The organism is Neorickettsia sp. 179522 (assembly GCF_001593535.1).
Taxonomy (GTDB): Bacteria; Pseudomonadota; Alphaproteobacteria; order Rickettsiales; family Anaplasmataceae; genus Neorickettsia; species Neorickettsia findlayensis.
Genome location: NZ_LNGI01000001.1, coordinates 12,326 through 27,905, shown reverse-complemented (window position 1 = coordinate 27,905; position 15,580 = coordinate 12,326). Strand labels below are relative to the sequence as shown.

Annotated in this window: 14 protein-coding genes, 1 other RNA gene and 1 pseudogene; 12 read left to right on the top strand and 4 right to left on the bottom strand. The window is 41.9% G+C overall.

Translation table 11 applies throughout. The annotated features are described in order from the left end of the window. Nucleotides 1-18 precede the first annotated feature (18 nt). From AS219_RS04015 to AS219_RS00095, 10 genes and pseudogenes are all read left to right on the top strand, one after another. Entirely contained in the window at nt 19-168 is a 150-nt protein-coding gene (locus tag AS219_RS04015) for a hypothetical protein (protein ID WP_156469304.1), read from the top strand. Between the two features lie 31 nt (nt 169-199). After that, nucleotides 200-469, top strand: a complete 270-nt coding sequence (locus AS219_RS00135) for a monovalent cation/H(+) antiporter subunit G (RefSeq protein ID WP_067978441.1) — start codon at nt 200-202, stop codon at nt 467-469. A 30-nt stretch (nt 470-499) separates the two neighbouring features. Continuing rightward, nucleotides 500-1,036, top strand: a complete 537-nt coding sequence (locus AS219_RS00130; RefSeq protein ID WP_067978438.1) for a DUF4040 domain-containing protein — start codon at nt 500-502, stop codon at nt 1,034-1,036. After that, nucleotides 1,026-1,466: a Na(+)/H(+) antiporter subunit B gene (locus tag AS219_RS00125; RefSeq protein WP_067978435.1), complete on the top strand. Its 441-nt coding sequence runs from the start codon at nt 1,026-1,028 to the stop codon at nt 1,464-1,466. The genes AS219_RS00130 and AS219_RS00125 overlap by 11 nt, the downstream gene beginning before the upstream one ends. Nucleotides 1,467-1,675: 209 nt before the next feature. Then, on the top strand, nt 1,676-2,002 hold the full coding sequence (locus AS219_RS00120) for a cation:proton antiporter subunit C (protein ID WP_082784601.1): 327 nt from the start codon (nt 1,676-1,678) through the stop codon (nt 2,000-2,002). Between the two features lie 214 nt (nt 2,003-2,216). After that, complete coding sequence (gene purM / locus AS219_RS00115) at nt 2,217-3,185, top strand: phosphoribosylformylglycinamidine cyclo-ligase (protein WP_067978426.1); 969 nt, start codon at nt 2,217-2,219, stop codon at nt 3,183-3,185. 363 nt (nt 3,186-3,548) lie between these two features. After that, a pseudogene (locus tag AS219_RS00110) lies at nt 3,549-4,193 on the top strand (queuosine precursor transporter). Nucleotides 4,194-4,535: 342 nt separating this feature from the next. Next, nucleotides 4,536-4,892: RNase P RNA component class A (gene rnpB / locus AS219_RS00105), an RNA gene on the top strand. 26 nt (nt 4,893-4,918) lie between these two features. Next, on the top strand, nt 4,919-5,794 hold the full coding sequence (locus AS219_RS00100; protein WP_067980379.1) for a hypothetical protein: 876 nt from the start codon (nt 4,919-4,921) through the stop codon (nt 5,792-5,794). Between the two features lie 229 nt (nt 5,795-6,023). Next, a complete protein-coding gene (locus tag AS219_RS00095) occupies nt 6,024-6,644 on the top strand; it encodes a hypothetical protein (RefSeq protein WP_067978422.1) in 621 nt (206 codons plus the stop codon). A 497-nt stretch (nt 6,645-7,141) separates the two neighbouring features. Here the strand turns inward: AS219_RS00095 and AS219_RS00090 are convergent, their stop codons facing one another. The 3 genes from AS219_RS00090 to truA form a co-directional block, all read right to left on the bottom strand. After that, entirely contained in the window at nt 7,142-9,397 is a 2,256-nt protein-coding gene (locus AS219_RS00090) for an ankyrin repeat domain-containing protein (protein ID WP_067978421.1), read from the bottom strand. Between the two features lie 157 nt (nt 9,398-9,554). Next, on the bottom strand, nt 9,555-9,833 hold the full coding sequence (locus tag AS219_RS00085; RefSeq protein WP_067978418.1) for a hypothetical protein: 279 nt from the start codon (nt 9,831-9,833) through the stop codon (nt 9,555-9,557). 454 nt (nt 9,834-10,287) lie between these two features. Beyond that, entirely contained in the window at nt 10,288-11,019 is a 732-nt protein-coding gene (gene truA, locus AS219_RS00080) for a tRNA pseudouridine(38-40) synthase TruA (RefSeq protein ID WP_067978415.1), read from the bottom strand. Between the two features lie 223 nt (nt 11,020-11,242). Here truA and dnaK point away from each other — a divergent pair, with 223 nt between their 5' ends. Next, nucleotides 11,243-13,153, top strand: coding sequence for a molecular chaperone DnaK (dnaK, locus tag AS219_RS00075; RefSeq protein ID WP_067978411.1), 1,911 nt, complete (start codon nt 11,243-11,245; stop codon nt 13,151-13,153). A gap of 468 nt (nt 13,154-13,621) precedes the next feature. Then, nucleotides 13,622-14,830 carry a tRNA guanosine(34) transglycosylase Tgt gene (tgt, locus tag AS219_RS00070; protein WP_082784569.1) on the top strand — a complete coding sequence of 403 codons (1,209 nt, stop codon included), beginning with the start codon at nt 13,622-13,624 and terminating at the stop codon, nt 14,828-14,830. 26 nt (nt 14,831-14,856) lie between these two features. Here tgt and AS219_RS00065 read toward each other — a convergent pair whose 3' ends face one another. Next, the gene (locus AS219_RS00065; RefSeq protein ID WP_231861783.1) at nt 14,857-15,414 is read right to left on the bottom strand and encodes an ankyrin repeat domain-containing protein; all 558 of its coding nucleotides are present in this window, start codon (nt 15,412-15,414) and stop codon (nt 14,857-14,859) included. Nucleotides 15,415-15,580: the final 166 nt, after the last annotated feature.

Genomic DNA, 15,580 nt, shown 5'->3' with positions numbered 1-15,580 from the left:
TTCCACATATCTGAGATAATGGGCTTCATACTTGCTTTGCGAGTGTTGGAAGCGGCTCGTTCTGTCCACTTAGGAATTGCCTTGGTCGTACGTTCCCGTCTGTTTGGAGTAATGGGCTCTGTGCTTGCTCAACGAACACTCGAGATGGTTCGTCCGGTACAGCATTAGTATGCTTTGATTATCACGCGTGTGTGGTTCTATGATTGAATCGTTGTGGCTATTAATTGTCTTCATAGGGGTTACCTTTATGTTCAGCGGAACTGTTGGTATCATCCGTTTCCCGTGTTTTTTTTTGAAGATCCATTCAGCAAGTATGACGGATTCTTTTGGTGCACCACTTATACTCGTTGGATGCGCGCTCAAATTCGGATTTTCGGTTACGACACTAAAAATTTTGTTACTCGTTCCAATAATGTGGATTGCTTCTTCGCTTTGTTCATATCTCCTGTGTAAATCTAAATTGGGATGACCATATATTAACGCCTCAGAGTCAACAACTATGGAACTCACTATATTGAGGATCACACTTTTATTTCTCCTCCTTTTTGTCACCACGGCACTGGCCCGTGTTGAGGATCTATTAACAGAAGTTATCTATCTTGGTTTGATTAGCTTCCTTCTTACACTTTCATATATGGCAATGAATGCAGCAGACGTTGCAATTACCGAGAATGCCGTAGGGAGCTGTATCTCGACCATCTTCGTTTTGTGGGCTGGACATTTAATCGGCAGAGAAGGTATTCACTATTCGAGGAGTACCGTTCCCGCTCTATTTGCAAGCATCATGCTTGGAAGCATTCTGCTTTATATTACAGTCGATCTTCCTATATACGGTTCACCTACTGCTGCTGTGAACAATGAAGTTTACCGGTATTACTTGGAAAACACTGAACCATTATTTGGTTTTCCAAATGTCGTTACAGCAGTGCTAGCTGGTTTCAGAGGATATGACACTTTGATAGAAACGATTGTTGTTTTCACAGCGGCTTTATCAGTTTTCATTTTATTAGGCTTCGGTAAAGGAAATGATAGGTGATAAAGTGTTGAAGGTCCTCGCTTCAGGAATTATCCCACTTATTATTTTGTTTGCCGTGTACATTCAAGTACATGGCGAGATTTCCCCTGGTGGAGGCTTCCAAGCTGGTGTATTACTTGCAGCATCTTTAATAACGTACTCGCTCGTATTTGGTCTCGATTCACTTCTTCATTTTCTTGGTCCAAATACTCTCATCCGCCAAGGGGCAACTGGTGGACTGATGTACCTATCAACAGGTTTAGTGCCGTTACTTAAGAATGCATCATTTCTACAGCACTCTCATATAATTGAGAGCTTGCCCATACTGTCTCAAGAAATTGGCATTTTTGTTCTTGAGTTGGGCGTGGGACTTACTGTTTTCAGTTCAATACTAACTATATATGTGTGTTTTTCGTTTTTGCTAACGAAAAAGATATCCGACACCGACTAGCGCGAAGTATTCATATCCAAATGCGTCCACGTGTATTTCTACTTTCACCAGTTAAGAAAGACACTTAGTACTACTTCGTGTGTAAAAACTTCCTGTGTGAGTATGTTCATCCGTATTTTCACAGTTGCTGATAAAAACCACTTTATTGGTCAAGATAAAAACCTTTTGTGTAAATGTGCTATGCTGGAGTGCAACCGATAAAAGTACTTATGTTCACGTTTTACAACTACGCAGTAGTAGTATGGTTAATGGTGGTTGGATTGTACATAACAATGGCGAGTCCCAGACCAATAAAAAAGCTCATAGGCCTTGGGCTTTTCCAGTCATCAGTTTTGTTGCTTTATATATCTCTCGCGTATATTGAGGGCGCCGCGACCCCGGTAATTTCGCCCGGTGTACAAAATTATGTGAATCCCTTACCTCATGTTTTGATGCTCACAGCAATCGTTGTTGGCGTTGCAACCTTAGCGTTAGGTCTAACATTAGTTATACTGATGAACCAAACACCAAAAGATAGTAATACTAAAAACATCTAGGCTTGGGCCGAAGGTCTCGTCCTTTGAGTATTCTTGTCATCCAATATGGACTTTACTGCTCCGATCATATAAGAAATACTCTCCTAATTTCCCGAATTGTGAGAAAAGCGAGCTAGTGGAAATACTACAACAAATTGTGGTACAATCGCGGTTTGCCTGCGTCCGTATACATTTATCACCGCGGCACTTTTTTCAGCGGTGAGTTCTGCCTAAAATGAAAAAAACTCTCTCTTACAAAAGCTCCGGTGTGAATATAGATACCGCGAATAGCTTTGTTGATTTTATAAAAAAAAATGCAGAAGTTGATAATCATTGTGTTTCCACTATCGGTGGTTTCGCTTCTTTATTCTCCGTGGGTAATTTGAATTACAAGGACCCAGTTATCGCTGCAGCAACGGATGGAGTTGGAACCAAGTTACTGATAGCAAATGAGTGCAACAACCATGCAAACATTGGTATAGACCTGGTGGCCATGTGTGCTAACGACCTGATCTGTCATGGGGCAAAACCACTCTTTTTTCTTGATTATTACTCCACAGGAAAACTTGAGCTTGGTGTAGCACAGGCAGTAATCTCAGGGATTCTGGTTGGCTGCAGAGAGGCTTCCATGTCCCTAGTAGGTGGAGAAACCGCTGAAATGCCCGGTTTATACGGTGCTGGTGAATATGATTTGGCTGGCTTCGCTGTTGGAATCGTCGAAAAGGAGGAAATCCTTCCACAAAATGTTACGAAAGGCGACATCCTGATTGGATTAAGGTCATCTGGCTTTCATGCAAATGGATTTTCACTTATCCGCAAGGTTTTCTCCAGCTTAAATATTGGGTACTCAACACTGTTCGATGATAGAAGCTGGGGTGAGATACTCCTAACTCCAACAAAAATATATGTGAAGTCACTTCTTTCCTTGAAAAAATTCGTAAAAGCAGCTGCACACATCACGGGTGGTGGACTGTTAGAAAATCTCAAAAGAGTCCTTCCTGAAGAGTTAAAAATTTGCATTCAACCTTATGAGTTTCCCGAAATCTTCAAGTGGCTCATGTTGAATGGCAATATTCCCCGGGAAGAAATGTTGACTACTTTCAACTGTGGTATAGGGATGGTTCTAGTTGTCGCAGCACAAAATGCAGAATTTGTTTCGGAGGCACTTGGGGAAGAAGCTCTAATCCTTGGAAACCTTAGCTAGGATTTCAGCAATTTAAGCACCAAAGTTTACTCTCGTGTTTTAGGCTACGCTTTCCCGAAATATTCACTCAGTTCCCTTGGAATAGGAAAGATTTTGATCATATTTAATCTCGGTGTTGATTTCCATCCTTTTGGACCGCACATATCTTAAACAGTCATTTGGTCTTTTAATAGATTACCTCTCAGGGTGACATACAACAGTGTAACTACTGCTTTGCATCTACCATCCTGCTTCAAAATCTCGGATATTTATGAAAATGGAGCATCAGTTTACATTACCTTGGAACAAATATTTCTGGATTCAATAAAATACTTGGAAGGTCTTCCATCATACACAATTAGTCTACTGGAGTTTCTTCTGTGTATGATGACAATACTTATAAGTTTTAAATTCTTTGGAGAGAAGGGAATTTATGCCTTCAGTAGTTGTGTTTTTATTCTTGCAAATATACAGGTCTTAAGACAGGTGCAGTTTTTTTTTCAGGATACTCCGGTAGCACTTGGAACAATTTCTTTTTCGTCAATTTTCCTTGCTAACAACATTCTGGCAGAGTATCGCGGAACTAAAGCGGCAAAGACTAATGTGTATTTGAGCTTTCTCTTATATACATTCTTCACCTTAGAAATAATAATCACGCTAAGCTATAACCCTAAAACAGACATCCACTATTCATGCATGCAAAAGCTCTTTCAAAATAATGCTACGCTTCTATTTTCTGGAGTTATTGCATATTTGGTCAGTCAGCTTTCCGACATCTATATCTTCGGTGGTTTAAAGTAGATCCTTCCAAAACGACGTTTTCTCTGGCTACGCAACGTAATAGGTACAGGAGTGTCCTCGTTGATAGACAACATAATATTTTCAACTCTTGCATGGTACATTCTTACAGGAGAGCCAGTCGAAATGAAAAGTTTAGTGTTCACATACATACTAGGAACATATTGGATAAGAGTACTAGTTGCATTACTGGGAACCCCCTTTCTTTATTTTGCGAGGCGATTAGCATAAAGAGGACTAGTTGGGAGTCTTTTTGGAAAATATCTTCAAGTTTTGTAAGCTGTTCAAAATTGCCTTGCAAAATGATCAGAACAAGGCACTAATTGATACCTCTCCTAAGGGACACCTTTGCAAGTCACCTGTAATTAGCTGCTATTAGGAACATCATTTTTCTATTTTTCAAAACAATTAAGACAAAGTCCTAAATCAATACCTCTTTTGGTAAGACACTTCAAGAACCGCTTTGTCATTGTCATGCAAGGACAATTGAGATAAAGGTGCGATTAATGTTTCTTTTAGGAAAAAGCTTTTTAATATCTTCTATAAGCTGTTTAGAGTTGGTATACTGGTCTGTGAGGTGCCTGAGGTAGTCGCTGCTCTTTTGATAATTCAAAAACTGAGGAGAGGAAAGTCCGGGCTCCACGAGAGAATGGTAGCGGATAACTTCCGCCGGGCTTAGCCCAGGACAAGTGCCACAGAAAATAACCGCCTGTTTTTTCAGGTAAGGGTGAAAAGGTGCGGTAAGAGCGCACCGCGTTCGCGGCAACGTGGATGGCATAGGTAAACTCTACCAGGAGCAAGACCAAACAGAAGAAGAGTGTACTCTCGCGCGATAGATTCTTTGGGTAGGTTGCTTGAAGTGCACAGTGATGTGTGCCCTAGATGAATGACTACCATCTACAGAACCCGGCTTATAGGGCACCTTGTTTTGGCCGAGCTTATCGGAGTGGAGAAATATGCAAGACGGCAGAAAAATACCAAAGTCGCTTAAAAGGAGAATAGAGGAGTCCAATATTATTGGAGATCTAGCTGCTGGAATGAGGACGCGGAGAAGCAGCTTAGAGGCTAGTCAACAAGCTTTTTTTGATGAAGTAAGGAGCGCCAGCCCTGCTCTAGCGGAATTCTGCCAACAACACAAAGCTATTCTTGGATTAAACGATTTACACAAATTATCCGCGGAGGAAGTAACTCTTCAAGCACGCTCATTAGTGGAACATCATGGGGTGGTGTTGGGGTGTCACGGCGAAATACAGGCTCTACACGAAGCAATTATACAAGCTGAAAAAAGGATAAAAGAGATAAGCAAAAGAGAAAAAGAGGCCTTGCTTGCCGATTTCGCAAAAATTTCGACTTCATCTAAAGTCATGACACAGATCAGTGACAAGATAGAGAAAATTACCGGCATAAATATCGCTGATGGAATGTCGGGTTTGATGAAATCGTTGGGAGCAAAACTTGCTCCTAAAGGAAGCGATTCAGATCCTACAAAAACACTCTCTGATATTGAGTGTCTCAAGAAAATTACAAGTGCCAAGTCCATCAGTATGCCTATGACGTTGGCTAAGGCTGTGGTTATTGCTATTATCGCGCCAGGTGGCATTCCATTAGTTGGAGCAGGTTTGACAATGCTCCCAATTGTAACGATGGTTTGGCCGGCTATGGTGGCTTGGGATGTGTTAAAGTTGCCTGGCAACATTGTAGGCTCACCTTTTGCTACTGGCAACCTAAACCTCTTGGTTAAAGAGTGTGAGGCAGGTTTTTGCAGCGGTCCTGTGATTGCAGAGAATATGCCACAACATAGTCAGAGAGATTCAAGGGCAAGAACATTGTAATGAAGATTAGCATTACTCAGGTATCTTTCGCCTAAAAAGATACACTTCTTCGACGTCTTGATCTTATTAGTATTTCGCCTTGTAGTTGCTTCCATATCGTAGGGGTATTTCCTGCTATATGCGATGTCCTTTTTAAAAACATCTTCTGTTAACATTTTTATACTCAACAAAATTTTTACTTTATTCACCTTAAAATATACCTAGTGTTTATATCGGATAAGGTTAGCTAATGCATTCCAGACGGATCGTTTCACATCGGAATATATACAATATTGTCAAGAACTGTAGTGATTTTTACATTAGGGCCGAAGGGTTTAATCCATTTAAGACGATCTACTGGCTTTGTATCATCATCATTGCCACGTTTTTCTTGCTCTACTGCACCTCAGGAATGCTGACAGCGGACCCATCGAAGTACTCCCTAGACAATCTAGCAGTTTCGATGATTGTCATTGGAGCAATATTCATGTTTCTAGTTGCAACGGCAACCTATCTAATCTGCAAAACGCAGAGAATGCTTGTCATAACGGAGTTCCAGAATCTCTTGTTTGCAAGCGCAATGAGAAAAGATACTGTTTTTTATGCGATCATCTCCAAAGATAGTGTCCTGTATATGGACGCACCGTGCATGGAACGAGTTGGAAAGGATTGGAGAGCAATCAGTATAGAAAAATTTTTCCAAAGGCTGGACCTTGATCGTGAACAATCCTCTGGTTACATGGAAAGCCTTTCCCTAAACAAGGAGTTCTCCGCAATATTTTCCAAGGAAAAAGAGGAAATAGAAATCACCCTTACTCCCCTAGAAAGACCCATTGGGTTTTTCGCGGTTTCTGCAAGAGAGAAATATTAAAACACCTCCCGGATGAACCCATCAGTGTAATGTTTTCTTGCATCTGAAACGTTCTTGGGTGAGGATCCTCAGATCAGTGCTATACCTTCTTTGCGGTTTTAAGGTGTTCCTAGATAAAATTTCTCTTTGGTGCCACACTCTTTTGCAATTAACGGATCCCTCATGTAGAAACCCGGCGCAATATTTCTCGCACCTGGAATACCTTCGCGTGAGCTACTTTGGCGTCATAACTTCTTGGCAGCCTCAAAGTATACCACAGCTCTGCGAAAACCGTGGCCGGACTTAGCCACTCAAGAAAAGCCGCTCCACGCGAGAAGTGAAAAACATACCTAAATCAGGTATTTGTACGCTCTGAAGCTGTACCAACCACAGTATATACACATTCCACAAATAAGACCGTGTCCAGTACTCGAAGAAACTCATCACATACACAGAAACTTCTTTACAGAAATCATACAATACGCATCTGTATAACTTCCCACTAAAGTGAGGGTCGATCACTTACTACGACTTCTCTGATCATCACATACATCCTCTACTCTCAAACCTCGCATACTTAGCATGGGAGCACGACCCGACAAAGCATTCTCCCCGGACAACCCTCGTTCCGCAGAGGGAAGGTTAGATCTGGTGCCTGAATCGCCTCTCCGAGGGTCCTCAGTGCAACTATTGATAACAGAGGAGGCAGAAGGAGACGAAGAAAATGCAGCAAGCGGATCTCTGTGACTTCTAACATCACCCCTTGCCCTTTCTACCTTCTCAACGCCTTCAGGTCTGAAAGAAATATCTGGACTTGCATCCAAGAACACCCCATTGTTGAACATAGGACCCGCTACCCTCTCAACAGACTTATCGCTTGACTCCTTTAGAACTGAAGAAAGCAGCAGAACAGCTACGGCAAGCAAAACAAGATATAGAGCGCTTGCAAGGAGCATAACTGCAACAGCGGGTGTTGAAAATCCTGTGTCGTCAGTTTGTTTGGAATATAGAATGGAGACAGCTCCAGCTACTACCGCAATGGTCGATATGCAGAACAAGCAAAAGGCGGCTAAGTTATCAATCAAAGCCCCGGTTCCTAGGCTCTTTCTGCTCGCAACTCTTCTTTGTCTATTTATAGCTCGGGAAACGCAATCGTTCACAGCAAAACCCCAGCTGTACAATTCTTGTTCCATAGAGCAAATAACATCAAGTGCAGATATTCCTTCCGATGCGTTTAATTGCGCGAGCAAAGACTCGAGGTCTGCCTTGTCTTCAAGATAGCGAACCACAGCCACGAAATCAGTGGGAGAAAAACCTCTTGAACCTACAAGACTTGCACAAATGTAAAGAGTGTTACGTCCTGCACCATCCATTGAGGAAAGCGCGCGCTGAACCAAATTTTGCTTACCTCCTAAAAGATCCAGCATAGCCATCATCACATCAACTGCCCTAGGAATAGGTCTTCCATCACCACTAGGACCGGCAAGCATAGCTTGAAGTGGGTTCATACCATCAGGGACAAAAACAGGTGCTGCAGGAGAACACTCTAAAGACCCAGTCGTAAGTAGACTTAGCAGAGCTTCCTCAGACAAGTTATACTTTTTCAGCAGTCTAACTGAATCGCAATCAGTAGCACAATGCAACGGTGTAAGCCCACCGGAATGTTGGGCAAGCATGCTTAACACAAGGTCTTTATTTCCACCGCGACCAGTGACAAGCGAGTCAAGCATTGCTTCTACGCATTCCGGTTGACCCAGGGAAAATGCTAGCTGCAATGGAGACAAGTGATAACCCCAACCCGTACGCAGCATTAAGTCATACCGCCCCTGGACAGACAGAGGTGACAAAATTCGCCTGACAGCCTCTACGTTACCACTTGCAATTGCGTTACTCAAAAAGCGCATTGAAAACTGCTCTGCAACTTGGAGTCCACGTGTCCTATCTCTACTTTCCATAGAGGACTCTATAACTTTCCTAAAAGATGTCTGAGCCCACGCCTCATACTGATTACCCAACTTGTTGAACAGAATCTCAAGAATCCCCACATTTCCTTCGCGTGCGGCCCGGTCAAGTGCAGTGTCACCTGTCAAATTACACCTTGTTAATAGCGATCTTACCTCCTCAGAAGTCAGAGCATTAACTAGAACCCGAACCATTGCAGGATCCCCTGTGGATACAGCCTTATTAAGTCCGTTATCACCTCTAACTCTGATGTCATCATATGAAGCAGATGCATAGACAAGTGAAATCCCAGGTTGCTGCTCGGGACCCATTTTTTTCTCAACAGCCTTCATTGCTTCAATCACCAGGCTCGCTATCTTTACATTGCCAGAGAGGATTGCAGCATTTAAAACCGTCTCCCCGCTCACATCAGCCATGTACCATATAGCCATCATAGAAGATGGCGGCCCACCATCTTCCCCACGCGCGCTTAATATTTTGTCTAGTAGTAACTTCAGGATCTTTAGGTCTCCAAGCGCAATTGCAGTGTGCAGTACCGTGCACTCAGGAAACACATGCGTCGCGCCTGTTCTTCTAGCGCACAAAGCCGCCAAGCAGTCACCAGATAGGGCCTCCATCACACAGTTGAGTATTGCTGGATTCTGCGTCTCTACAGCAAGTTGTAGGATACTACATCCATTAGGATCAACTGCAGACGAGAGAACTTCAGATGGCGTAGCACCACCCGCTTCAGCTGACCCTGCCCTTCGAAGTAGCGACGCTAAAGCAGCAACATCTCCTTTTTTGACTACCTCACATATGCTTTGAAACATCTTTTACTCCTGCAAAAGCATTTTTTCACTTGATTCCTGATGACACCAGCACAACAGAAACCAACTCGCACTTCCACGCACGTGGGGAGTGCGGTATATAACAAAGCATTCTTTATTTGCCTAGCTTACTAGCAATAATTCACCAAAAATAGCATTACTAGCACTGCCAAAAAAGGAAAATGGCCTCATACCACATAAACGAGAGAATACCACCCATCAAAGCCATTATCACAATCGAGCAAAGGAACTGTAACAACGCTGTGGAATCCCGCCACCCTGGACCATGGCAACTAGGGAGCTTAAGCATCAATCCGATCATCTTCACATGATCAACTCTACTCTCGGGCCAATTATTAAAACCTTCATCTTTATTTGTAAACGATAAATATTTAATATGAGTTCCCGTGAGTGGAGCACAGACTATCATAAGCAGCATCTTCAACCTTCGGAATAATCTCAAAAGAAATCACACCTATCGTGAAAAACGGGAGCAGACACTTTGCATACACCCACTCACGAAGACAATTCCTCCGGCAGCTCAATGAGACACATCTCTATCAGCACCAGGAACGTTAAAATCCGATTCCGAATCAACTTTGCAAGGAAACACCGCACCTGTAATCAATATCTCTACTCACAAACACATGGCCTGTCGCCATCGAGAGGTTGTCACCATAGGAGAAATCAACCATCAAAACGTGCTCAACAGTAGCCACTAGAAAGAGCTACATTAAAAATGTGCAGACATCCAGTCACTACCACTCATTTTTGCCTCACAAGTACGCCAAGACAGATAGTGCATCAAATACAGATCCAATGAATATCATAACATAGTAGATTAAGAAAATCTATTTATGCTTATATAGGGATAGGTATAGATCGCTTTTGCTTCAATAATCCACTTTCAAGAAATATAAACCACACGGAGGAGCAGTCGGGCCAGCACAACAACGATTCCTCTTAGAGAGAATCTCTGTAACACTTACGAGTTTTCCAGATGCAATAGCAACCAAAGTACCAACCATTATCCGCACTTGATGATGCAAAAATGACTTGGCAGAAGCATAAAAAATGATTTCTTCCCCATTTTTCTCCACTTCCAATCTATCTAGAGTCCTAATAGCATTAGAAGCACCACATTTAGATGAACGAAAACTTTGAAAATCGTGTCTCCCAACAAGACATTGAGCTTGTTCCCTCATGAAATCCAGATCTAATTTCCACGGTACATGCCAACAACGGTTCCTAAATACTGCCAGGGGTGTCTTTCTATTTATGATTCTGTACTGATAGTGTCTCCTAATAGCGGAAAATCTAGCATCAAAAGTTTCATCGACAACTTCCATGCTCAACAGGACTATTAACTTCTCTTTCAAATGGTAATTTACTGCATTTACTATCTGGAAAGGCTGCAAAGCGGATTCACGTACATCAAAGTGAAAGACCTGCCCAAGAGCATGTACCCCTGCATCTGTTCTGCCAGCAACACTAACTGCTATTTTCTCCTTTAATAAAAAACTAAGGACTGATTCTAACTCTTCCTGCACAGATGGAACAAACATTTGTCTCTGCCAACCAGAGAAACCAGTACCAACATATTCAACGGTCGCCTTGTAGCGCATAAAGACCTACCAAACTACCTGCTAGAAATACTTAATACACAAATAGAAAATGAAAAACGGTCCCAAACAGGGAAACATATAGGTACCGCAGTCATTGAGAAAGCCTATCTGAGGCCTCAAAAAACAGAACCTTAAAATAAAAACATTGGTGATGCCTTATCTTGTAATTCAGGGACTTCATAATTACATATAGTTTTGTGGGAAAAAATAATAAGACACTTTTATGGCAGGCGAAATAGCAATAGGAATAGATCTAGGAACTACAAATTCATGTGTAGCTATCAAGGATAAAGTTATAGAGAATGCAGAAGGAGTAAGAACTACACCTTCGGTAGTTGCATTTACATCGGATGGTCAGACTCTCGTTGGCGCTCCGGCACAGAGACAAGCCGTTACAAATGCTAAGAACACAATTGTTGCCTCTAAGCGACTTATAGGAAGACGTTTTAAGGATAACCTTATCAAGGGAATACAGAAGGACTACCCGTACAAGATTGTAGAAGCAAAAAATGGTGATGCGTGGATCGAAGCAGGAGGCAAATCCTATTCTCCGAGTCAGATAGGTGCAAATATACTGATCAAACTAAAAGAAGCAGCTGAAACCCATACCGGCAAAAAAGTCACAAAAGCTGTAATTACAGTGCCAGCATATTTTGACGATGCACAACGTCAGGCAACAAAAGATGCAGGAAGAATAGCCGGACTTGAAGTCCTCAGGATCATAAATGAACCTACAGCTGCAGCACTGGCTTACGGTCTAGATAAAACTGCGACAACAAAGAATATTGCTGTCTTTGACCTAGGCGGAGGAACTTTTGATGTTTCAATTCTAGAGCTCGGCGATGGAGTCTTTGAGGTAAAAGCAACAAATGGTGATACCCACCTAGGAGGTGAGGATTTCGACAGGATAATACTCAACTTCTTGGTTGAAGAATTTAAGAAAGAAAATGGCATGGATCTTAAGAACGATCCACTCGCTCTTCAAAGGCTCAAGGAAGCAGCAGAAAAAGCGAAAAAAGAGTTGTCTAGTACCCAGGAAACAGACATTAATCTTCCGTACATTACTGCTGATGCTACAGGCCCTAAACACCTAAATGTCAAGTTTACAAGAGCGAAACTCGAATCGCTTGTCTCTGATCTTATTGATAGAACAATAGAACCATGCAAAAAAGCCTTGAAGGATTCAGGACTCAAAAGAGAGGAGATCAATGAAGTCGTTCTTGTAGGTGGGATGACAAGAATGCCGGCTGTAGTCAAAAAGGTAACTGAATTCTTTGGCAAGGAGCCACATAAAGGCGTAAACCCAGATGAAGTCGTCGCTATCGGTGCCGCGATACAAGCAAATATACTAGCTGGCGGAAGCGATGCACAAGATATAGTATTGTTGGATGTTACACCACTTTCCCTTGGCATAGAAACATTAGGTGGTGTTTTCACAAAGCTCATAGACCGCAACACCACAATCCCAACTAAGAAGTCACAAACATTTTCCACCGCAGAGGACAATCAGTCTACTGTGACAATTAGAGTTTTCCAGGGAGAAAGGCAGATGGCTGGTGATAACAAGCTTTTGGGACAATTTAGTTTGGAGGGTATTCCCCCTGCACCGCGCGGAATGCCACAGATCGAAGTAACATTCGACATCGATGCAAATGGAATAGTCCATGTATCGGCAAAGGATAAAGGTACTGGAAAAGAGCAAACAGTGAAAATCCAGGCCTCCGGTGGTTTGACAGAAGAAGAAATTAAGAAAATGGTAGATGAAGCTGCTTCAAAGGCCGATGAAGACAAAAAAAGAAGAGAATTAGTTGAAGCGAAAAATAATGCGGAAAGCTTGATCCACTCTACAGAGAAGTCACTTTCTGAATATGGTAGCAAGATTAGTTCGTCGGATAAACAAAGCATAGATGATGCAATTAATGATCTGAAGGGTGTTCTAGCAAAAGATGATACTTCCTTGATTAAGGAGAAAACCGATGCTCTTTCGAAGGTTTCTATGAAACTAGGTGAGGCAATGTATAAGGAATCGCAGAATGCATCCGACAACTCTTCGTCTAAGAATGACAACACAGAAGAAGGGGAAAAAGTAGTAGATCCTGAATATGAAGAGGTAAAAGACGAGGACAGTAAGTAGTCAGCGAGTGCGGTTCGTTTTCCGTACTTCATAAAAACCAAGTGTACAGCGTAGCAGCGTTTTTGCTTTTGCTATTGCGTGTGCTGCGTCTGTCTCTTGCGAGCATCGGTTCTATTGCGAGCGTACTGTATTGGGAGATTCTTCTATTGGAAGAGAGTCATTCATGAAACCTCGTCCTATAGCAATCCATAAGCTTTCCTGTAAATCGGTATAGGCAAGTGAAATCTCCCCGGTACTTAATGGCGTTTGTATCCAAAAAGCGTCGAACACTTAGTCTTTCCGCTTTTGAAAGAATGGATCTGTGAAGCCGCAACAAAATACTGCAGCTGTTGATACTTAAAACAAAACTTTCCTACTACCTACCACTTGCACTCAAAAAAATCTTGGATGTCTAATCTCTCCACTTTTTGGTGGAAAACACTCGTGAAGCTATAATAAAACTCTACAATGGTTACCACTCAAAACAAAATGCACGAATCGGAAATTTTCCCTCGATTCAATTACCTGGAATATGGAAAAAAACGCTCGAGGACTGGTAGGATAATAACCAAACACGGAGTGATACATACACCAGCCTTTATATTTTGTGCAACCCGAGCAGCAATAAAAGGCTTGGAAATACACCAAGTCAAAGAAGCCGGATCTCAAATAATACTGTCAAATACCTACCACTTGATGCTTAAACCCGGAGGAGAACATATAGAGAAAGCCGGCGGAATACAGAAGTTCACAGGGTGGAATGGGCCAATGTTAACCGATTCTGGAGGTTTTCAAGCCTTCAGCCTAAACACAAAAGATAAGACAAATGTACAAGAACTAAAAAGAAAATACTCTAGGACATCCAACAGTTCCGGCATTATCGCAATATCGGAGGAAGGAATAACCTGCAAATCTTACTATGATGGAACAAAGTTTTTCCTGTCCCCGGAAAAATCGATGGATGTTCAAATAAAACTCGGAGCAGACCTCATTGTTGTGCTAGATGAATGCACTAAATTCTCGTTGGAGAAAGAATACAATAAGGAAGCTCTAAAAAGAAATGAAAGGTGGGCAGATAGGAGTCTTTCGTACGCAGAAAAAAATCGTAAGGCATGGCAAGGGGTCTACGGAATTATACATGGAGGAACCTTTGAAGATCTAAGAAAGGAAAGCGTCGAGTTCAACAACAGTAGGGAACTCTTCGGAAATGCAATAGGTGGCTCTCTCGGAAGAACTAAAGAAGAAATGAAAGAGGTCGTGGAGATGTCTATAACAAACCTAAATAGAGAAAGACCGGTTCACCTCCTTGGAGTGGGTGGCATCTCTGATATTTTCATGGGTGTCGATATGGGAGTGGACACTTTTGATTGCGTCCACCCAACTAGAATAGCCCGGCATGGAGGAGCTCTAATAAAATACTCCTCCTATCCAGAAAACAATGGTAAGGAATACATAAATCTCAGAAACAGCATCTTCAAAAACTCCGACTTACCAATCGATGGATCCTGCGATTGTAAAATCTGTAAAACTTATTCTCGCGGATACCTAAACTATTTACTCTCTGCCAAAGAAAACATCGCATTCAATATAATCACCTACCACAATATATACTTTATGAATGAACTCATGGAGAAAATAAGACACACAATAGAGAAGAACTTAGATCTCGAAGAGTTAAAAAAACTCTACTGCGGATAGGTGATATCTCTTAAGAACCTCTTTTCTCAGTTACCACGATGAACATCATTGGAACGGATTTGAGATTTATATGAACCTGAAAAACAATCTTTTCGCGCAAGTGCAGTTTTAATGGGCATGAGCATGTTAATAATCTCAGTGTCGGCCGCTTCAGTTGCAATATCCATTGGCGTTTTACCAGCTTTATTCAGTAGACAAGGATGCTTACTTAATGCATTGCTCGATAGAAAACTTTCCACGACCCTTTTCAGTATTTTCTTTTCTACTTTTGAAATTACCGCCTCGTGTATAGCTGTGTTACCCAAGAAATTTTTCTCCACAACTGAGGCTCCATTATTAAGTAAGTGCATTATTATGACGACATTTCCTCTTCTCATTGCAACATGTAGAGGAGTATCTCCAGCACTTCCATTTCTCGCGTTCAGATCTGCACCGCTCTCCAAAGCAGTGATTACTGCTTTAACATTACCTGCATTGCAAGCAATATGGAGAATCGTATCACCATTACTGTCAACCATCCTAAATAAGTTATCAGTCTGCAACTTATCTAGAAGGTCACAGAAAAGCTCCGTGTTCTGATCCAAAACGGACGCCCTGACCTCATTAAACGAGCAAGAATTGCTAAGCTTCATTTATATCTCCGGGTTTCATAGATCTTAATAATATACCCAAAATAGTAGTCTAAATTGGTATAAATTCTTATAATTTATGTGTGAACTCAAAACAAAGCTTACACATCTGGCCACTCGT